The following is a 19,294-nucleotide window of genomic DNA, read 5'->3' as shown; positions in this document are numbered from 1 at the left end:
CCGCCAATTTGCATACTATTTTTCGCTCTTTAAATTAATTTATTAAGACCCTTCAACGGCCCATTGAGCCATCGACTTAGGCGCAACATCACCGATTGCCATTCTGTCTTGATAGACGTTTATAACAAGGGCGCAGAGAGAGGCTAGAGATAGGAGAAGCGCCAGCTTTGTTCCTACCCAGGTGAACTGGCGGATCGCCTCTTTAGTATCATCGGAGCAAAAATTGCCGACGAAAAGTCCCGGAAGGGTAAAAAACAGCGCGGACAACCAGCTCTGCAAGCGAAACCAGAAGGCCTACTGCAAACTCGATCTCAGCAATAATCGTAACTGGAATACAGCAGCCACTCCGATCATTGTGCATCTCAATCCCATCTTGTATTACGAAGAGTCCAAGTGTGATCGCGCTGTGTGGTAACAGAGGCTCTTTGTTCGCAATTGTAAATGACATAAAACTTCCTTTGTTTTTGATGTGTTTTCTATTGTAATTGGAAAGATTATAACAGAAATCTTATTTAACTAAAAGATTAGCAAATAAAAATTTAATTACATCCTTTCGACGGTTTGCAGGCCGAGTATGTTTAGGCCTGTTTTGAGGATGCGCGCAGAGGCCTCGCAGAGGAGGAGCCGGCTATCCTCTTCGGGGGTTCCCTCTACCCTGCAGTCGCGGAAGAAGGCGTTGAACTTATCGGCCAAGCTGTAGAGATACTCGGTGAGTCGGTTGGGAAGGAGCTCGCGCTCGATCATCTCCAGCGTCTCGCCAAACTGGCGCAGGTGGAGGGCGAGGGCGATCTCTGAGGGATGAGAGAGGGAGATTCTAGAATTTTTTACTACTTTTTCGATCTCTTTGCCAACCTTGCGTTTGATTCCCTGAACGCGCACGTAGGCGTAGAGCAGGAAGGCGGCTGTGTTGCCTTCAAACTTGAGCATGCGGTCGTAGCTAAAGACGTAGTCTTTTAGGCGGTGGCAGGAGAGGTCGGAGTACTTCACGGCGCCAATTCCCAATGCGCTAGCCAAGGCATCCTTCTCCTCTTTCGAGATCTCGGGTAGCCGCTCTTCGATGATCTTCTCTGCGCGCTCGATCGCCTCGCGGAGGAGATCGATGAGCTTCTCCGTCTCTCCGGAGCGGGTCTTAAACTTCTTGCCATCGGCTCCAAGCACGACGCCAAAAGCGACGTGGTCGGCCTGCACCTTTTTCGGATCGAGATATCCGGCGAGCTCTGCGGCTTTAAAGAACATGCGGCAGTGGAGACCCTGACCAGAGTCGATCACGTAGATGAGCCTGTCCGCTTTTTCAACCTCGATGCGGTACTTTATGCTTGCAAGATCGGTTGTGTCGTAGTTGTAGCCGCCATCTGCCTTCTGAACGATCATGGGAAGGGGCTCTCCTTCTGAGGTCAGGAAGCCATCCATGAAGATGCACTTGGCTCCATCGGAGATGGTGATCAGCCCTTTTTGGGTGAGATCATCGACAAGCGGTTTCAGATAGGGGTTGTAGAACGACTCTCCGCGCTCGATCAGCTTGACATCCAAGAGGTCGTAGATCTCTTGGAATCCTTTTCTGGAAATGGCGCAGATCATCTTCCATGCTTTTAAAGAGTCGGGATCGCCGCTCTGAAGCAGAACGACCTGCTGCTGAGCGCGCTTCTTAAAGTCGGGGTCGGCATCGAAGCGGATCTTCGACTTCTTATACCAGTCCATGAGCATCGAGAGCTCTGCGGGCTGCTCGCCTTTTAAAACTGCGGGCACCTCATCCTTCATGTAGACGATGAGCATCCCAAACTGGGTGCCCCAGTCTCCGATATGGTTTAGGCGCAGAACGTCGTGGCCTAGAAACTCGAAGAGTCTGGCGAGGCTGTCGCCGATGATTGTGGAGCGAAGATGGCCGACGTGCATCTCTTTTGCAACGTTCGGCGAAGAGAAGTCGATCACAACCCTCTTTTTTACGGGAGGATGAGGGACGCCAAGGGAGGAGTCCCTGAGCATCTGATCTGCTTCTTTTGAGAGAAACGCTGGATCAAGTGTGAAGTTGATGAAGCCGGCACCTGCGATCTCCGCCTTCTCAACCATGGGAGATCCATCTTCAAGCTTTGTGTTGAAATGGGAGAGGATCTTCTGAGCCACCTCGCGCGGAGAGGTCTTTAGCGCTTTTGCCAGTTTGAGCGCGTTGTTGCACTGGTAGTGGCCAAACTGCGCGTTTGTGCTCTGCTCCACTTCAGGAGTCAGCAGCTGCTCACCATCCGGCAGCGAACTTAGTGCACTAGCAAATGCACTTTTTAGCGCCGCTCCGATCTTCTCTTTCAACCTGCTGGAGATGTTCTCCATCTTTTATGATCCTTTTGATTACGAGATTTTTGCATGGTGGAAGCAGGGAGCCACCTCTCTTTTTCCTAAGCCATACTGCAATCTATAGTCGCCGAGTGCAATGGCCGCTGCGTGCGTCGAGATCCGGTTCTGGTCTGCAATCGCATAAATTGCGAGGAGCTGATCGTAGATCTTATCTGTCTTATCGCGTGCGCTCGAAGGATTATACCCTTCTGGAAGAAGCTCGTGGCTCACGTTGATGAGTCCACCCGCATTAATCACAAAGTCCGGAGCATAGAGAATTCCGCGTTTGCGGAGAAGGTCCGCATCGGTATCTTTCAGCAGCTGGTTGTTTGCACAGCCTGCGACAGCGAGGCAGCGAAGCTTGGCGATGGAGGTTGCATTCAGAATGCCTCCCATTGCGCAAGGAGCCACAACGTCGCAAGGAGTCGAGAGGATCTCATCTGTAGAGACCACCTCTGCACTGTACATCGCTCCAAGACGCGCAGCTCTCTCTTGGTCGATATCAGCAAGAATCAGTTTTGCGCCGTGCCAGAAGAGGAGTTCAGCAAGGCGAGCTCCTACGCTTCCTAAGCCCTGAATCGCCACGCGCTTGCCTTCAAGAGAGTCGCTACCTGTAATTTTTTTAATCACTGATTGAATCCCACGGAAGGTTCCCCATGCAGTGAAGGGTCCTGGGTCGCCGCTGCTGCGAGGGTGGACAAGGCCGACGACGAAGGGAGTCGCCTTGCTGATCGTCATCATATCAGAGGGGGTACAGCCAATATCTTCTGCGCAGATATACTGGCCGTTTAAGCGGTTGACCGCTTCGCCAAACGCCATGAGCAGGCTCTCGGACTTTCCCTTTTTGGCGTCGTGGATGATGACGCTCTTGCCGCCGCCCCAGGAGGCGTCTGCAACTGCGGACTTGTAGGTCATGCCGCGCGAGAGGCGCTTCACATCTTCTAGAGCCGCCTCAAATGTTGCGTAGGGGTAGATTCGCGTCCCGCCAAGTGCTGGGCCTAGGACTGTTGTGTGAATGCAGATAATCGCCTGTAGTCCCACGCTCGGGGCGGAGACTTTAACGACTCTCTCATAACCCTCAACAGCAATCTCCTCTAAGGTCAAGGCTTCTTCTAAAATCAGTGCCATACTAGCTCTCCTTAAAAAAATAGAAAGGCACAATTGTCTAATTTAGGGGAGATATTGACAAGGTCCTTGATCATTAAATGCGCATTGGGCTACCCTCAACCTCAACTTTTTTATTTTTGAGGGCATAATGACAAGTGTTGTCATTTCAGAGACATTAAAAGAAGAGCTTGAAAAGTTCTTAAAAAAGAATCGTAAAGCAGATCTAATTAGCGCTTACCTCTTCTTTTTAGAAAAAAAATATAACATCCATCCTGTGCTTTTCATCCGTGAAAAGACGATCTATCAGAGTCAGGATGAGCTTGTTAGCAAGCTTGAAGCTCAGGGAAAACTCTGGCGCGAAACCGAGATCAAAATTCAAGTTGGTCAGCAGAGCGTCAACGACCAGACAACAAAAATTTACATCTGCCCCTTCACAGGAAAAGTTTTTGGCGATAACACCCACCCAAATCCTCAAGATGCGATCTACGACTGGGTCTCTCAGTGTCCGGAAAATACCGAGCGCGTCGGTGGCCTAAAGGTCAAAAGATTCTTTGTTTCTGAAGATCCTGAAGTGATTAAAAATTATATTGTGAAGCTGAAGGCTCCAATCACTAAGATCGTCTACTCATCAGCTGTGACTGGCAAACTCTTCAATAGCAAAGCCGCTGTTATCGACGACTTCCTGAAGAACCACCTGAAGCCTCTAAACCTGGCAGAAGCGACTAACCAGAACCGCTTCCAACTCGAAGAGAGCTTCCTCGCATTCATCCAGAAACACCTAGACGAGAGCAAGATCAACGGCTTCGTCGAAGCGATGAACAACTTCGAAGAGTTCTCTCCTTATATCGAGCAGTGGACGGAAGAGGATCAGCAGACTGAAGAATGACCTTGACCAGCGAGAGAACCTTTGAAGAACTCCTTCCTAAAGAAAGGAGATTCTCGTCGGCTAAGGATAAAAGAGAATATGAATCCCGCCTAGACCCGGCCCTGAAGGAGCCTGGATTGCGGCGAGGGGCCGTTCACTCCTCCTCTTCTGAAGAGACCATTGAATATGGAGCGGAGATCGGAAGAGGCCTCTCTCCTGGATCGATACTCTGCTTTTTTGGAGATCTGGGCGCAGGCAAAACCACACTTATCAAAGGGATAGCAAAAGGCGCTGGAGAGATTTCAGAGCGAGAGGTAAGCAGCCCCACCTTCCCCTATCTACACATCTACTCTGGAAGAGTGCCCGTCTACCACTTCGATCTTTACAGACTTAAAAATGCAGACGAGTTTTGCGCACTAGGTTTTGACGAGTATTTAAATGGCAGCGGGATCTGCTGCATCGAGTGGGCGGAACGAATCGAAGAGATTCTTCCTTCAAAAACGCTTCTCATCCGCATCGAGCATGAGAGCAACGAGACCAGGAAAATATGGGTCTATTAAATAAAGATGTCTTCGTCTGTTTCGACCTCGAAACAACAGGTCTTGAAGCTACCACAGATCGCATCATTGAAGTCGCTTGCGTAAAGTTCACCTTCGAAGAGGTTCTAGATACTTTCGAAACTCTGATCGATCCCGGATGCCCTATCCCCCTTGAATCGATCGCGATCCACCACATCACCGACGAGATGGTTCAGGGAAAACCGAAGATCGAAGAGGTCATCACCTCTCTTGTAAAATTCATAGGAAAAGAGATCGTTGTCGGCCACGGAATTCCGCTAGATATCGCCTTCATCTCCGCTGCGGCAAAACGCTTCTGCGTCCCTTCACAGATCGAGTCCCAGAGATTCATCGACACTCTGCGTCTTGCGCGCCTCTACGGAGGCAGCTCGCAGAACTCTCTTGAAAAACTCAGAGAGCACTTCAACATCGCCCCCGAGGGCGCCCATCGCGCCATGAGCGATGTCATCGTCAATATCGAGGTGTTCAAGTATCTCTCAAAACAGTTCAAAACAACTGAACAGCTTTTGGAGCGCCTCAAAAGACCCATTCTTCTTAAAGCGATGCCTCTGGGCAAGCACAAGGGAAGGCCCTTTGCCGAAATTCCTATCGAATACCTCCAGTGGGCAGCAAACAAGGACTTCGATCAAGACCTCCTCTTTTCTATTCGCACAGAATTAAGCCGTCGCAAAAAAGGAAAGGGAAAGCTCTTCTCCGAGGCAGGAAACCCCTTCTCTTCTCTCTAGCCCGCCAAGGGAGGCGCTCGGACGAAGAAATGGACGGGAAACGGACGAAAATGGACAGGAAATGGACGGGAAACGGACACGCGCCAAAGAAAGAATTTCTTTCCCTCTTTCTTGCCCGCCTGTCCATTTCCTGTCCGTTTCTCGTCCATTAATGTCCATTAACGTCCATTTTCTGGGGCGGGCTCTTTCTCTCCGAGCGCCTCTCCGAGCTCTTTTTTTTGTTCTCTTTCTGCTGCTGGCTTCGATGCGGATGCCCGAGGGCATCTGGTACGAGAAGCGCATCCTTGAAGGACCTGTTGAGGCTCACATCTTAGAAGTAGATCCGGCGCGCGCTCAAATCGAACTTGCAAGAGCTCAATTTCTCCAACCGACCTCTGAGATCGCACAGCAAAATGGAGCTTTTGCCGCCGTGAATGGCGGATTCTTCCACATCGGAGGGGCTTATGCAGGGACGCCTTCTGGACTGCTAAAAATCGATGGAAGATACCACTCAACTCCCCGCATTGAGCGCGGCGCTATCGGCTGGAAGAGAGAAGAGGGAGCTCCTCTCTTCGATCGGATCGGATGGAGTGGAACTGAGCTCATTCCGATCCTCCATCCCGAAAAGAGAGATCCGTGGAATCTGTGCAGCGACTGCATAGGAGGAACACCTCTACTTATCGATGATGGCCACACCATAACCGACTTCTCACCTGAGAGAACACGCCCCTCCTTTCTCACCGAGAGACATCCGCGCACGGCAGTTGGAATAAAAGAAGATGGACACTGGCTCTTTGTCGTGGTAGATGGAAGACAGCCTACAAGAAGTATTGGTATGACGATGGGTGAGCTTGCAAATTTTATGGCGGATCTGGGAGCCACGCACGCCCTTAACTTGGATGGCGGGGGCTCTTCTACTTTTTATCTAGATGGGAACGTCCTGAACACTCCCTCATCCAGCAGCGAAGATAATAAACAAGAGGGCAGCCAGCGTCCTGTGAGCGACGCTCTCTTAATCTTTACCCAGAATTAGGGATTACGATGCTCTCTATTTCAGACCTTAAGATCGCAGGAAAGAAACTCCTCATGCGCGTCGACTTCAACGTCCCGCTTGATAGCGAGGGGAGAGTGACCGACGAGACGAGGATCCGAGAAGCTCTTCCCTCCATAGAGTATGCATTGAAACAAGGCGGAAGCGTTATTCTCATGAGCCACATGGGAAGACCAAAGGAGAGACGCGACCCGAAGCTCTCGCTAGCGCCTTGCGTTCCCATTCTAAGTAGGCTTCTAGAAAGACCTGTAAAATTTGCAAAAGATTGCATTGGAGAAAATGCAAAAAATCTCGCTAAAAATCTTAAAGCGGGAGAGGTGCTTCTTTTAGAAAACCTCCGCTTCTATCCCGCAGAAGAGAAGCCTGATTTAGATCCAACCTTTGCAAAGCAGCTATCGGAGCTTGGAGATCTCTTCGTGAATGATGCTTTTGGCGCGGCTCACCGCGCGCACTCATCTACATACACGATCGTCTCCTACTTTCCAGGAAGAGCAGCTGCCGGTTTTCTGATGCAGAAAGAGCTCTCCTTTTTAGAGCCTCTTCTAAAAAATCCTAAAGCGCCATTTTATGCCATCATCGGCGGTGCCAAGATCTCTTCGAAAATTGGCGTCTTAAAAACTCTACTGGATCGCGCAGACGCTCTTTTTATTGGAGGTGCAATGGCCTACACCTTTTTTAAAGCGCAAGGCATCTCCATCGGAAAATCACTCTGTGAGGAGAAATTTATTCCGATGGCAAGGGAGCTGATGGAGCGAGCTAAAAAAGAGAAAAAACCTCTTTTTCTGCCTACCGACCTACTCATTGCAGAAAAGGCTGAGAGCGGGGCTAAGACAAAAACTATTTTGACTCGTGAAGGCATCCCCGAAGGATGGGAGGGAGTTGATATTGGCCCTGAGACAATTAAAAATTGGGTTAATGAGCTTCACAAAGCGCAAACAATTTTCTGGAATGGGCCGGTGGGAATATTCGAAATACCCGAGTTTGCAAAAGGCACCAACTCTCTAGCTAGGGATCTGGCCAGCCTAAAATCGATACGAATTATTGGAGGGGGGGACTCGGTCTCTGCTATCAACCAGCTGGGCCTCTCTAAAAACTTTACTCATCTCTCGACAGGTGGTGGCGCTACATTAGAACTTCTTGAATTTGGGACCCTCCCAGGAATAGAAATCCTAAAAAATAAAAAATAATATTTGTCTAACTTCGAGATAGGCGCTTATGTTAGGGTTGTGCTATGATTCTCGATTAATTGCGCAAAAACTATCTTCCGGCGGTTTTAAAATATGTCCGAAGAATTTAGCAGATTCCGCTCCTTTCTATGGCCAATATACAAGAGAGAGACGCGGATGTTTCTTCCGCTCTTTGTCATCTTTTTTCTTGTCGGCTTTAACTACAGTGTATTGAGAGCAACCAAAGACGCTCTCGTTGTCACGGCTCCCGCCTCCGGAGCAGAAGCTCTTCCCTTCTTGAAGGTTTGGGCGATTCTCCCGATGGCCTTCCTCTTCACCTTTATCTTCACACGCGTATCCAATGTACTCACCCGAGAGAAGATCTTCTACGCGATGATGAGCATATTCATCGCCTTCTTCCTCATCTTCACCTTCGTCCTCTACCCGTACAGAGACTATCTGCATCCTCATGAGTTTGCCGATAAGATGCAGTCTTATATCCCTCAGGGCTTTCAAGGTTTTATCGCTATTTTCCGGAACTGGACGTTCACAGCTTTCTACGTCATGTCCGAGATGTGGAGTACCATCATCATGACCGTCCTCTGCTGGGGATTTGTCAATGAGACCACCACCGTCAAAGATGCGAGGCGCTATTATGGCCTCCTCGGAATCGGTATAAATTTTTCTGGAATCGCGGCAGGTCAGGTCGCAACCCTTCTCTCAAAACACACCTACGACCCGAGCCTTCCTTTTGGAACCGATGCCTGGGGACAGTCAATTTTCTTCTTAAACTGCGTTGTGATTGCAGCAGGCGTTCTCTGCATGTACCTCTTTAGAAAGCTTCATAAAGACGGCTATGGGTACAGCTCAGCCTCCTGGGCTAAGCAGCAGGAGAAGCAGGAGCCGATCAAAATGGGCCTGCGTAAAAATTTTGCTTACCTCGCTAAGTCGAAATACCTCATCTGCATTGCCGTTATTGTTATCACCTATAACATCGCCATTAACCTAACCGAAGTGGTCTGGAAAGATCAGGTGAAGCAGCTCTACCCAAACCCAAGCGACTTTAACGGGTACATGGGCAAGGTGCTCACTGGGATTGGCATCATCGCAACTATTACGAGCGTCTTCATCTCTGGAAATGCGCTTAGAAGATTGAGCTGGACCTCCAGCGCAATGATCTCGCCTATGATTCTTCTCTTCACTGGCGTTGGCTTCTTCTCCTTCCTGCTCTTTAAAGATCTCGGAATGGGAACGATCGCCGCCCTTTTAGGATCGACTCCACTTGCGATTAGCGTCTTCTTTGGATCGCTCCAGAACTGCTTATCCAGAGCCTCGAAGTATACACTATTTGACGCCACCAAAGAGCTCGCCTTTATTCCGCTTAGCCAAGAGTCAAAACTCAAAGGCAAAGCTGCAATTGACGGCGTCGGCTCTCGCCTTGGAAAGTCTGGAGGATCGATCATCCACCAGGGCTTGATTATTTTCTTTGGCTCGATCTCTCTCAGTATTCCTTATGTCGGTCTTATCCTCTTCTTCGCTGTTACTGCATGGATTGTCGCTGTGCGCTCGCTGGGCAGACAGTTTAATGAAGTGATTGCAGAAGAGGGAAAGCTTCAGCTTGCAGATGAAGAAGCAGAAGCGCTCGCGGCAGCTTCCAAAAAGGAAGAAGAGCCGGTCATTCAAACCTGAGTATAAAGGGCTATGCAAGGACTAATTGAATTTGTCACGCAAAACGCCCATCTAGCTCACTGGTTTATTTTCGGAGCGATCGTCCTAGCGGGGATGAACATCCCTATCAGCGCCGATCTCATGATCATCATTGCCGCAATTCTCTCCGCTACTGTCGTTCCAGAACACACTCTCCTTCTTTTTTTAAGCGTTTTTCTAGGCTGCTACTTCTCCGCTTGGGTTGCCTACTGGATCGGTCGGAAGTTTGGGCCCGCTCTCTTGCGCTGGCGACTTTTTAGAAAAATTTTAGATGAGAATAAAATTGAGAAGATCCGCGTATTCTACGATAAGCATGGTCTCTTAACGCTGCTTATCGGCCGCTTCATCCCGTTTGGAATTCGCAATGGAATTTTTATGAGCGCGGGAATTAGCAGAATGCCCTTTTCAAAATTTATCATCAGAGACTCTCTCGCTTGCTTCATTTGGACGGGCTGCACATTCACTCTTTTCTACCTGCTTGGACAAAATTATGAGATGCTCTACCGCTATGTGAAAGCGTTCAACGTACTCATTTTTTTGATATTCAGTGTGACGGTAATTGCAGTTGTTTGGTATAAACGAAAAAAGAAAATTACGCACAGCTCAGAGTCAGTTTAACGCTCATGCTTAGCCTTTCAAACGGCCTCTCTTTCTTACGCGCTCCCCTTGCACTACTATTTCTCGTTGATAGCGTCACCTGGCGTATTACCGCGATAATACTCGCAATGATCTCAGACAGCATCGATGGCTACCTCGCGCGCCGCTACCGCTCCACTAGCCAGTTCGGCGCCATTCTCGATCCTACCATGGACAAGTTCTTCGTCTTCTTTGGCCTCGGCGTTATGCTGATGGAAGGACGTATGGAGATCTGGCAAGCTGGTGCCATGCTCTCAAGAGACTTCTTTCTCTGCTTGTTCGGAATCTACCTAAGCTTGTCCGGCAAGTGGAACTCCTACCGCTTCCGCGCTATCCGCTGGGGCAAAGTGGCAACAGCTCTTCAATTCCTCATTCTCATCGGCCTTACCCTTCACCTCTCATTCCCCTGGTTTATCTACGCCCTCTTTATTCTCTTCGGCTCACTCGCCTTCTTCGAGCTCCTCCAAGTAAAATCCGACGACCAGCCCTCCCCCACCTAATCGGCGACAAGTCGCCTCACATTATTTTTCATAAAATTTTCCAAAGTTGATCTGCAGCGCTCTGCGCTGCATTTTAATTTCTATAATTTTGCGAATCACTATAGACATGTCGGGTAGGCCAGGGGAAAGCTTCGCTTTCTCTCGGGGCCTCCCTGCGACCCTTTTGCGCTTCACCTCGCTTTGCCAAATCGTGTGCTCGAAAACAGAGTGGGCCATTGCCCTACCCTGTACGCCTGGCCGGCTTTTCTGCGCTTCGATTTTGCTGTGCGATCTGAAGCGAAGGCCTGCGCCTTACTGCGTGGCTAAAGAAGTGATGCGGCTTCGCCGCAATGAAGAAAGAGATCGAAGAGAGAAGTTCTTAGTCTCTTTAGATACATCTGCGACTGGACGCGAAAGGGACCCACGACGAAGGAAGTGGGATGAGCGCCTCGAGCAGCCGATCGATTCAGATCGCACAGCAAAATTGCACCGCAGGAGAAGCGCGGCGAGCGCGTCAGGGGTCGTACAGAGGTACGCCCCTTCTCCGAGGACGCGATTTGGCAAAGCGAGGTGAAGCGCAAGGTGGTCGCGGGAGGTGTGGCGTAAGCGCACACCATCCGACATGTCTATTCTGCTTATAAAATAAAAAATGAAATGCAGTTTTCCGCAAGGAAAACTGAACGCATGTCTACTGAGGGTTGGTGAGGTGGATGGCGCTGGTGGGGAAGGGCATCTGGGCGCCGCTGTTGTCGATGGTGTTGCAGATGTTCAGGAGAATCTCTTGTTTGATAGCGAGGAAGGCCTCTTGACGCGTCTCTTTGCAGTATGCGTCGATGTAGATGTTGAGGAAGTAGTCGCCAAATGTATCGAAAAAGACCATCACAGGACAGCCAGTGTCTATCATCGGATGAAGAACGAGAACTCTGCGAATCTCTTCAACAAGACTCTTGATCTTTGATAAATCCTCATAGCGCACACCTATCTTCTCTTCGATGCGTCTGTGGGACATGCGCGAGCTGTTAACGACGAGGACGGTCGAAAAGATCGCGTTGGGCAGATAAACAGGCCGCTTTTCCTTGTCGCGGATCGAGGTGAGATACCAGCCGATCTCTTCGACGTAGCCTTCGATACTGCGATCCGGAAGAAGAATAAGATCTCCAACAAAAAAAGGGCGCGTCACGTAGAGCATGAGCCCGCCAAAAAAGTTGGCAATCACATCCTTCGCAGCAAAACCAAGAGCTGCAGCACCGATACCACCAAAGGCGATAAGAGGCAGCACGTTGATCCCGATAACCTGGAGCACGACAATCGCTGTTAATACGATGATCGTCACGCTAAGAATGCGTCCGACCATATGCACCATGGATGCATCGATTGTCTTGTTCTCTTGTCTACCCTTCAGTATCAGAGCGTGTTGAGCCTCCGTCTTCCAGCGAATAAGAATCCATGAGAGGCAGCAGATGAGCGCTCCATTCCGAGTGGGGGTGACATATTCGAAGTGTATGCCAAACTGCTCTCCTGCGACATTGATCACGTAAGCAGCGCCAATGATCCAGAGCATGAAGTGTGCAGGCAATAGGACGATCTTATCTAACCTGCTTCTCCAGTCTAAAGAATTTGAGAGAGCCCTTTTGTGTGCGCTCTTGATGAGCCTTTTAAGCAGATAGTTGAGAAGAATCAGCAGCAGAATTGCGATGCCAATTTTTATCAGCCAGATGCTACTGTATGCCGGAGATTGAGTGAGTTCAGTTGGTGTCATCGTAATTTACTCTCTTCTTTTATAGATCAAAATCCTTTACTTTTTTAAGATCAAGTCTAATCAACACTTCCACTTACTGGAGCTCCGATGACACCCCCGAGAGAATCGATTTTTTCTGCATCTCTTCGCTCCTTCTTCACCTCATTTGCCGCAATTCTAGGTGTTCTCGTTGGTCTCATCATTATCCTCTTCATCGTTATTGGACTCTCAGGATCTCCTCTCACTGAAGAGGAGACAGAGACCTCCATTGCTGCAGATGCAAACGGCTCCAGAGAGCTGCTCTCTCCTTCAACTCCAGCAATTCTGCGCATCAACATCCACGGCGTGATTGGAGAGCCGCTCTTAGACTCTCAATCCATCGAGAACATTCTTCTCGACTCGCGCAGCGGCATGCTCGCCGGAGGGCGCGTTAAAGGAATCCTTCTTCACATGAATACCCCTGGTGGCACAGTAACTGACTCCGATGACGCCTACCGTCTAATAAAAGCTTACAAAGAGAAGTACAAAGTTCCCGTCTATGCCTATATCGAGGGAATGTGCGCCTCTGGAGGCGTCTACATCTCTTCCGCCTGCGATCGGATCTATGCCACTCCCTCGAGCATTGTGGGATCTGTCGGCGTGATCTTAGGCCCTACATTCAACTTTACAGGAACAATGGATAAGATCGGCGTCCAGGCTCTGACAATCACAGAGGGAAAAGACAAAGACGCACTCAACCCCTTTAGACCTTGGAAGAGCGATGAAGACGCCTCACTGCGCGCAATCACTTCCGGACTCTATACGCGTTTTGTGGATATCGTGACAGAAGCGCGCCCAGCAATTAATCGAGAGAAGCTGGTAAACGAGTATGGAGCGCACATTTTCTTGGCGGACAAAGCCCAAGAGCTCGGTTATATCGACGATGCAAATGCAAATTATGGGAAAGCGCTCTCTGAGCTAGTTGTAGCAGCTGGCATCAAAGAGAAGGAGCCCTACCAAGTTTTTGAGTTGCAGCCAAAGATGAACTTCTTCTCCTCTCTTACTCATGGAAAGTTCGCCTTCCTAACAGGAAAAGTAAAACACGTACTGCAGATCGGGCCTAATATGACTTCAGAGATGAGCGGCAAGCTCCTCTACCTCTATCAGCCTCTCACAGATAGCAGCCAATAACCGCAATGGGTAAATAAGCTGGACAAGATCTTTATCATCGACGCGGTAAACATCCTGTTCCGCTCTTATTATGCAATAGGACCCATGACGAACCCCAAAGGAGAGTCGACTGGTGCTCTCTATGGATTCATCCGTTCGATTAATAAGATAATCAAAGACTTCTCTGCAAAGCACTTCATCGCAGTGTTCGACGGACCCGATAACAAAAGCAAGCGCACAAGCATCTTCAGCGATTACAAAAAACATCGAGAGAAGATGCCGGAAGACCTCTTTCTCCAGTTGGAGCGCGCTATTCTCTTTTGCGACCTAGCTGGGATTCCCAACCTCTCCGTTCCGGGAGTTGAAGCGGATGATACCATCGGGAGCATTACGCGATGGGCTGAGAAAAAAGGGGCAAAGGTCTACATCTGCTCTAGCGATAAAGATCTCTGCCAGCTCGTTTCAGACCACGTTTTCATCGTCCATGCTCACAAAGACAATCTCATTATCGACAGAGCAAAAGTAAAAGAGCTTTTTGGAGTTGTCCCTGAGCAGATCGTCGACTACCTCGCGATCATGGGAGACGCTTCGGATAACATCCCTGGCCTTGAAGGATTTGGTCCAAAAACTGCCGCTGCTCTTTTAAATGAGTTTGGAACTCTCGATGCCCTTTTAGCTAACCCCGAAAAGGTGGCCGGAGCAAAAAAGCAGGAGACCCTGAAAAAGGGGCAGGAGATCGCTCTGTTAAGCCGCGAGCTTGCAAAGCTAGACTATACTGTTGAATTTCCCCACAAAGAGGAGTTTTTTGCTCTTAAACCTCATGAAGATGAAGCGCTGAGAGCCTTTTATCAAGAGATGCACTTCCTATCTCTTTTAAAAGAGCTAGGCGGAGAGAAACCTCAGGAGGCGCATAAAGTCTCGACTCATGAAGAGAGGGTCTCCTACCAGTTAATTCAGAGCGAGCAGGAGCTTGAAGATCTAGTCGCTGAGATGCGAAAAGAGAGAGAGATCTGCGTCGACACAGAGACGACCAGCGTGCGTCCCATGGAAGCAGAGCTCATTGGTGTCGGCCTCTCCGCTCACCCCAAAAAAGCCTTCTATATCCCCTTAAATGGAGAGGTCTCACCTAGCAAAATCATAGCTCACCTCAAACCTCTTCTCGAAAACTCCCATATCGGTTTTTTTGGACACAACTTGAAGTATGACCTTCACGTGTTTCAAAATGTGGGGATCGAAATCCAGAACATCTGCTTCGATACCCTTCTGGCTTCCTACCTCATTAATCCTCAAAATCAAAGACACAATTTGGACGCCCTTGCGCTTGAAAAATTTGACAAGGTGAAGATCCCCATCGAATCGCTGATAGGCAAAGGCGCTAAGACGATCACCATGGATCAGGCTCCCATTCAAGAGGTCTCCGACTACTGCTGCGAAGATGTGGACTACACGCTGCGTTTAAAGGGGGTCTTTGAAAAAGAGCTTGAGAAAGCGGGAGTGAAGGATCTCTTTGAAAATATCGAACTGCCTCTTCTGCCCGTGCTTGCGCGGATGGAGAGAGCTGGCATCTACGTCGACGTCGAGAAGCTCCACAAAATGTCCAAGGAGCTCGTTCATGCGATCTCTCACCTCGAGAAGGAGATTCATAAAATGGCTGGAGAGGAGTTTAACATCAGCTCCCCGAAGCAGCTCAGCCAGATCCTCTTCGAAAAGATGGGTATTAAAGGCCATAAAAAGACCACAACTGGATTTTCTACCAGCGCTGACGTCTTAGAATCGTTAAAAGATGAAGCGCCCATCGTCCACAAAGTCTTGGAGTACCGCACTCTCGAAAAATTGAGATCCACCTACGTCGATGCGCTCATCGAGCAGATCAATCCTAAGACGCATAGGATCCACTGCACCTTTAATCAATCCGTTGCTGCAACAGGAAGGCTCTCTTCTCAAGATCCCAATCTGCAGAATATTCCCATCCGCACCCCAGAGGGACGCAAGATACGCGAAGCATTCAGACCTCAGAAAGAGCACTGGAGCTTCCTCGCTGCCGACTACTCTCAAATTGAACTCAGGCTTCTGGCCCATTTAAGCGAAGATCCTGTCCTGATGAAGGCGTTTATCGAAGGCGAAGATGTCCACGCCTACACAGCCTCTGTTGTTTTTGATACGCCGCTCAAAGAGGTCACCTCGGACATGAGGCGCAAAGCAAAGGCGGTGAATTTTGGTATCATCTACGGCCAGCAGGCGTTTGGACTTTCGGAGGGGCTGGGAATCGACTACAAAGAGGCCTCCGCCTTCATCGGCACCTATTTTGAACGCTACAAAAAAGTAAAAGAATATTTAGAGTTTTGCAAAGAGTGCGTCCGCAAAACAGGGCGAGCCGTGACAATGACGGGGCGTCAGAGGCCAATTCCGGAAATCCACAGCAAAAATCCGATGATCCGCGCAGCGGCAGAGCGCCTTGCTGTTAACACCCCTCTGCAAGGGACAGCGGCCGACCTCATTAAGATAGCGATGATCGAGATCGATGCGAAACTCCAAAAAGAGAGCAACTGGGGCACCATGATCGTCCAGATCCATGACGAACTATTATTTGAAAGCCCTGACAAGCATGTCGAAGAGCTCTCTTCATACATTAAACGAATCATGGAGGGGGTCTTCAAACTCAAAGTCCCTCTTGTTGTGGACATTTCCATTGGAAGAAATTGGGGGGAGTGTTAACCTTGAACAAGGTTGCTGTAACAGGCGGTCTTGCTTCTGGCAAGAGCTCCGTCTGTCAAATTCTTAAAGCCTGCGGAGCCTATGTCATCAGTGCTGACAAGGTAGTCCACGAGCTGTTAACTCCTAATTCAGTAGTTGGTCAGCGGGTCATCGACCTGCTAGGTTCAGAGATCCTCAATGATCACAAAATCGATCGAGATAAAATTGCAAAAAAAGTTTTTTCCTCTCCCGAGCTTTTGGACAGCCTTGAAAAAATCCTCCATCCCGCAGTATTAAATGAAATTCAACGCGCCTACCAGAAAACTAGAGAAGACCAGAAGCACTCCCTCTTCGTTGCCGAAATCCCCCTCCTCTACGAGAGCGAAAGCCATGAATTTTTCGATGTCGTCATTGCAGTTGTCTCTGACGAGACCCTATGTCAAAAGCGGTATGCTGATGCGACAAAACGTACTTCAAAGGAGTACTACCTGCGCATGAAAAGACAGCTTGAACCACATGTGAAAGCCGCAAAGGCGGATTATGTCATTACCAATAACGGCACCTATGAAGACCTTAAACATCAGGTGCAGCAGCTTTATCAAACACATCTCTTAAGAAACTAAGGAGCCTCTTTTTAATGTATCAAGAAGACGTTTCTCAAAACATCCAAGATCCCGGAAGCGAAAAACCGCACACTCCCCCACAAAATTCTGAACCAGAAAACATCACGCGTATTGCCGACCTGCAGCGGATGAATATTGAGCAGCTCGCAACATTTGCGCGCAACAACGGGCTGAGAAGTCTCGGAGCGCTCACAAAGTCCCAGATCGTCTTTGAAGTCGTTAAATCTCTCTCAGAAAAGCCCAATGAGGTTCTGGTAGGAGAAGGCGTCTTAGAAGTCCTTCCTGATGGATTTGGTTTCTTGCGCTCTCCCAACTACAACTACCTCCCCTCTGCCGAAGACATCTATGTCTCTCCTGCGCAGATCCGCCGCTTCGACCTGAAGAAGGGAGATACGGTGTATGGAACGATCCGCTCTCCAAAAGAGAAGGAGAAGTATTTTGCTCTTCTCAAAGTGGACAAGATCAACAATAAAGCCCCTGAAAAAGCAAGAGAGCGCGTTCTCTTTGAGAACTTGACTCCTCTCTATCCTGATAAGCGCCTTGTCATGGAGACCACTAAAGAGGGTCTGACAACCCGCGTGCTCGATCTGGCGGCACCAATCGGAAAAGGTCAGCGCGGTCTGATCGTCGCTCCTCCTCGTACTGGTAAGACGATCATCCTGCAGACAATTGCCAACTCCATTGCAGTAAACAATCCCGAGAGCGTTCTGATCGTCCTCCTCATCGATGAGCGTCCTGAAGAGGTCACAGACATGATGCGTGTCGTGAAGGGAGAGGTCGTCTCCTCTACCTTTGATGAGCCGCCTGAACGCCACGTGCAGATCGCAGAGATGGCGATCGAAAAAGCGCGCCGTCTCGTCGAGTATGGTCACGACGTGATCATCCTTCTAGACTCGCTCACTCGCCTTGCGCGCGCATACAACACCGTCCAACCCCACTCTGGAAAGATTTTGACTGGCGGTATCGATGCCAACGCCCTTCACAAGCCAAAACGCTTCTTCGGCGCAGCCCGCAATATTGAAGAGGGAGGCTCCCTTACCATTATTGCAACTGCTCTGATCGACACCGGGTCTCGCATGGATGAGGTGATCTTTGAAGAGTTTAAAGGCACAGGCAATATGGAGCTCGTACTCGATCGCCGTATCGCAGACAGACGCGTCTGGCCTGCAATCGATCTGATCAAGAGTGGAACCCGCAAAGAAGAGCTGCTCTACCATCCGGAAGAGCTCGAGAAGATCTACCGCATGCGCCAGGCGCTTGCAGACCTCTCACCTCTCGATGCGATGAACCTCCTGCTTGGCCGCTTGAAGAAGACCAACAATAACATCGAGTTCCTATTATCGATGAAAGATTAGGATGCAGGAGATGAGAAAAGAGCTGCTCTCTTTTGCTCTTCTCTTCTTTCTTCTCCTAGCTTCGCTAGTGAGACTCGACCGTTTTTTCTTAAAAGAGAATGACGGCTTCTGTTTTCACAACATCTCTGGACGTGTGCCTGCACACGTCCAGCGCTACATAGACCAGACATCTCTCTCACCTTCTGGGTGGGAGAAGATCTCAAGCCAGAAGTTCTGCTACCTAACACGCGGCCACCAGTCCTACGTCTTTTTAAGCGAAGATGGAAACTATGTCTTAAAATTCTACCGCTTCCCCTCGCATCTGCGCGCATTCTCCCAAATCTCTCACCCCCTCTCTTACCAGTTCAACAAGAAGCGCCAAGAGATCAAAACCTACAATCTGCAGAAGCTAGCAGACAGCTTTCAAAGCTTCTCTCTAGCACATCAAGAGCTCAAGCAAGAGACAGGACTCGTGATGGTTCACCTACAGACAGATGATGGCTCTCTGGAAAGAAGAGTCCAGATTCAGGACAAACTCGGCGTAAACTACTCCGTCGAACTCGGCAAGCTCCCTTTTATTTTGCAGAGAAGAGCTAAGCTTATCTTCCCCTACCTCGATGAGCTCTGCAAGATGCAGAAGAAAGAGGAGATCAAAACCGCTGTAACGAAGATCGTGAATCTGATCGCAGATAGAATGAAAAAAGGGATCGTCGACTCGGATGCCATCTTAGAAAAAAACTATGGCTGGCTCGATGATCACCCGATCCATATCGATATCGGCCGCTTCTCGCGCGATGAGAGCGCAAAATTCCGGGCGCGTGAGGAGGCAGAAAAGATCACCGCGCCTCTTCGCTCCTGGCTCGAATCCCACGCCCCCGACCTCCTCCCCCACTACGACCACACTCTCCAACACCTCTCTTCCTAATTGGGCTTTTTATTAGATTTATAAATCAGCTGAAGAGACATGTCGGGTAGGCCAGGAGAAAGCTATGCTTTCGCTCGGGGCCTCCCTGCGACCCTCTTGCGCTGCATCTCGCTTTGCCAAATCGCGTCCTCGGAGAAGGGGTGTACAGAGTACTACCCCGTTGGCGCGCTCACCGCGCTCTCCTGCGGGTGCAATTTTGCTGTGCGATATGCA

Annotated in this window: 17 protein-coding genes; 13 read left to right on the top strand and 4 right to left on the bottom strand. The window is 49.5% G+C overall.

All coding sequences use genetic code 11. From position 1 onward, the window contains the following. Nucleotides 1–42: 42 nt before the first annotated feature. The 3 genes from HYX48_07885 to HYX48_07875 all read right to left on the bottom strand — a co-directional run bounded on the left by HYX48_07885 (nucleotide 43) and on the right by HYX48_07875 (nucleotide 3,453). Nucleotides 43–267 (bottom strand): hypothetical protein, encoded by a 225-nt coding sequence (locus tag HYX48_07885; GenBank protein ID MBI2743819.1) that lies wholly within the window; start codon nucleotides 265–267, stop codon nucleotides 43–45. Nucleotides 268–543: 276 nt separating this feature from the next. After that, nucleotides 544–2,322, bottom strand: coding sequence for an arginine--tRNA ligase (argS, locus tag HYX48_07880; GenBank protein ID MBI2743818.1), 1,779 nt, complete (start codon nucleotides 2,320–2,322; stop codon nucleotides 544–546). 18 nt (nucleotides 2,323–2,340) lie between these two features. Next, the gene (locus tag HYX48_07875) at nucleotides 2,341–3,453 is read right to left on the bottom strand and encodes a Glu/Leu/Phe/Val dehydrogenase (GenBank protein ID MBI2743817.1); all 1,113 of its coding nucleotides are present in this window, start codon (nucleotides 3,451–3,453) and stop codon (nucleotides 2,341–2,343) included. Nucleotides 3,454–3,580: 127 nt separating this feature from the next. Between HYX48_07875 and HYX48_07870 the strand changes: the two genes are divergently transcribed. The 8 genes from HYX48_07870 to HYX48_07835 all read left to right on the top strand — a co-directional run bounded on the left by HYX48_07870 (nucleotide 3,581) and on the right by HYX48_07835 (nucleotide 10,639). Continuing rightward, nucleotides 3,581–4,318: a DUF2709 domain-containing protein gene (locus tag HYX48_07870; protein MBI2743816.1), complete on the top strand. Its 738-nt coding sequence runs from the start codon at nucleotides 3,581–3,583 to the stop codon at nucleotides 4,316–4,318. Then, entirely contained in the window at nucleotides 4,315–4,857 is a 543-nt protein-coding gene (gene tsaE / locus HYX48_07865; protein MBI2743815.1) for a tRNA (adenosine(37)-N6)-threonylcarbamoyltransferase complex ATPase subunit type 1 TsaE, read from the top strand. Before HYX48_07870 ends, tsaE begins: the two co-directional genes overlap by 4 nt. After that, nucleotides 4,845–5,600, top strand: a complete 756-nt coding sequence (locus HYX48_07860; protein MBI2743814.1) for a DUF3820 family protein — start codon at nucleotides 4,845–4,847, stop codon at nucleotides 5,598–5,600. Before tsaE ends, HYX48_07860 begins: the two co-directional genes overlap by 13 nt. Nucleotides 5,601–5,844: 244 nt before the next feature. Beyond that, on the top strand, nucleotides 5,845–6,612 hold the full coding sequence (locus HYX48_07855) for a phosphodiester glycosidase family protein (protein MBI2743813.1): 768 nt from the start codon (nucleotides 5,845–5,847) through the stop codon (nucleotides 6,610–6,612). 8 nt (nucleotides 6,613–6,620) lie between these two features. Then, nucleotides 6,621–7,817, top strand: coding sequence for a phosphoglycerate kinase (locus HYX48_07850; protein ID MBI2743812.1), 1,197 nt, complete (start codon nucleotides 6,621–6,623; stop codon nucleotides 7,815–7,817). 93 nt (nucleotides 7,818–7,910) lie between these two features. Further along, complete coding sequence (locus HYX48_07845) at nucleotides 7,911–9,485, top strand: NTP/NDP exchange transporter (GenBank protein MBI2743811.1); 1,575 nt, start codon at nucleotides 7,911–7,913, stop codon at nucleotides 9,483–9,485. Nucleotides 9,486–9,497: 12 nt separating this feature from the next. Beyond that, nucleotides 9,498–10,121: a DedA family protein gene (locus HYX48_07840; GenBank protein ID MBI2743810.1), complete on the top strand. Its 624-nt coding sequence runs from the start codon at nucleotides 9,498–9,500 to the stop codon at nucleotides 10,119–10,121. Between the two features lie 5 nt (nucleotides 10,122–10,126). Continuing rightward, nucleotides 10,127–10,639: a CDP-alcohol phosphatidyltransferase family protein gene (locus HYX48_07835; protein MBI2743809.1), complete on the top strand. Its 513-nt coding sequence runs from the start codon at nucleotides 10,127–10,129 to the stop codon at nucleotides 10,637–10,639. Between the two features lie 667 nt (nucleotides 10,640–11,306). Here HYX48_07835 and HYX48_07830 read toward each other — a convergent pair. Continuing rightward, on the bottom strand, nucleotides 11,307–12,377 hold the full coding sequence (locus HYX48_07830) for a mechanosensitive ion channel family protein (GenBank protein ID MBI2743808.1): 1,071 nt from the start codon (nucleotides 12,375–12,377) through the stop codon (nucleotides 11,307–11,309). 87 nt (nucleotides 12,378–12,464) lie between these two features. On the opposite strand from HYX48_07830, the gene HYX48_07825 reads away from it, so the two are divergent. From HYX48_07825 to HYX48_07805, 5 genes are read left to right on the top strand one after another with little or no spacing between them, the layout of a single operon-like run. Further along, nucleotides 12,465–13,526 carry a S49 family peptidase gene (locus HYX48_07825; GenBank protein MBI2743807.1) on the top strand — a complete coding sequence of 354 codons (1,062 nt, stop codon included), beginning with the start codon at nucleotides 12,465–12,467 and terminating at the stop codon, nucleotides 13,524–13,526. Nucleotides 13,527–13,544: 18 nt separating this feature from the next. Continuing rightward, nucleotides 13,545–16,220 carry a DNA polymerase I gene (gene polA / locus HYX48_07820; GenBank protein ID MBI2743806.1) on the top strand — a complete coding sequence of 892 codons (2,676 nt, stop codon included), beginning with the start codon at nucleotides 13,545–13,547 and terminating at the stop codon, nucleotides 16,218–16,220. After that, the gene (locus tag HYX48_07815; protein ID MBI2743805.1) at nucleotides 16,214–16,822 is read left to right on the top strand and encodes a dephospho-CoA kinase; all 609 of its coding nucleotides are present in this window, start codon (nucleotides 16,214–16,216) and stop codon (nucleotides 16,820–16,822) included. Before polA ends, HYX48_07815 begins: the two co-directional genes overlap by 7 nt. A 14-nt stretch (nucleotides 16,823–16,836) precedes the next feature. Beyond that, a complete protein-coding gene (rho, locus tag HYX48_07810; GenBank protein ID MBI2743804.1) occupies nucleotides 16,837–18,177 on the top strand; it encodes a transcription termination factor Rho in 1,341 nt (446 codons plus the stop codon). Nucleotides 18,178–18,187: 10 nt separating this feature from the next. Continuing rightward, nucleotides 18,188–19,081: a hypothetical protein gene (locus HYX48_07805; GenBank protein MBI2743803.1), complete on the top strand. Its 894-nt coding sequence runs from the start codon at nucleotides 18,188–18,190 to the stop codon at nucleotides 19,079–19,081. Nucleotides 19,082–19,294 lie beyond the last annotated feature (213 nt).

The sequence above is a fragment of the Chlamydiales bacterium genome (assembly GCA_016185065.1).
In the GTDB taxonomy this organism is placed as follows: domain Bacteria; phylum Chlamydiota; class Chlamydiia; order Chlamydiales; family Rhabdochlamydiaceae.
Note: the sequence above shows the minus strand (reverse complement) of the source record. Positions and strands in the feature narration are given on the sequence as shown.

Coding starts and splice junctions, on each gene's coding strand:
- argS (MBI2743818.1), bottom strand. CDS start 2,322: ATGGAGAACATCTCCAGCAGGTTGAAAGAGAAGATCGGAGCGGCGCTA.
- HYX48_07875 (MBI2743817.1), bottom strand. CDS start 3,453: ATGGCACTGATTTTAGAAGAAGCCTTGACCTTAGAGGAGATTGCTGTT.
- HYX48_07870 (MBI2743816.1), top strand. CDS start 3,581: ATGACAAGTGTTGTCATTTCAGAGACATTAAAAGAAGAGCTTGAAAAG.
- tsaE (MBI2743815.1), top strand. CDS start 4,315: ATGACCTTGACCAGCGAGAGAACCTTTGAAGAACTCCTTCCTAAAGAA.
- HYX48_07860 (MBI2743814.1), top strand. CDS start 4,845: ATGGGTCTATTAAATAAAGATGTCTTCGTCTGTTTCGACCTCGAAACA.
- HYX48_07855 (MBI2743813.1), top strand. CDS start 5,845: ATGCGGATGCCCGAGGGCATCTGGTACGAGAAGCGCATCCTTGAAGGA.
- HYX48_07850 (MBI2743812.1), top strand. CDS start 6,621: ATGCTCTCTATTTCAGACCTTAAGATCGCAGGAAAGAAACTCCTCATG.
- HYX48_07845 (MBI2743811.1), top strand. CDS start 7,911: ATGTCCGAAGAATTTAGCAGATTCCGCTCCTTTCTATGGCCAATATAC.
- HYX48_07840 (MBI2743810.1), top strand. CDS start 9,498: ATGCAAGGACTAATTGAATTTGTCACGCAAAACGCCCATCTAGCTCAC.
- HYX48_07835 (MBI2743809.1), top strand. CDS start 10,127: ATGCTTAGCCTTTCAAACGGCCTCTCTTTCTTACGCGCTCCCCTTGCA.
- HYX48_07830 (MBI2743808.1), bottom strand. CDS start 12,377: ATGACACCAACTGAACTCACTCAATCTCCGGCATACAGTAGCATCTGG.
- HYX48_07825 (MBI2743807.1), top strand. CDS start 12,465: ATGACACCCCCGAGAGAATCGATTTTTTCTGCATCTCTTCGCTCCTTC.
- rho (MBI2743804.1), top strand. CDS start 16,837: ATGTATCAAGAAGACGTTTCTCAAAACATCCAAGATCCCGGAAGCGAA.
- HYX48_07805 (MBI2743803.1), top strand. CDS start 18,188: ATGAGAAAAGAGCTGCTCTCTTTTGCTCTTCTCTTCTTTCTTCTCCTA.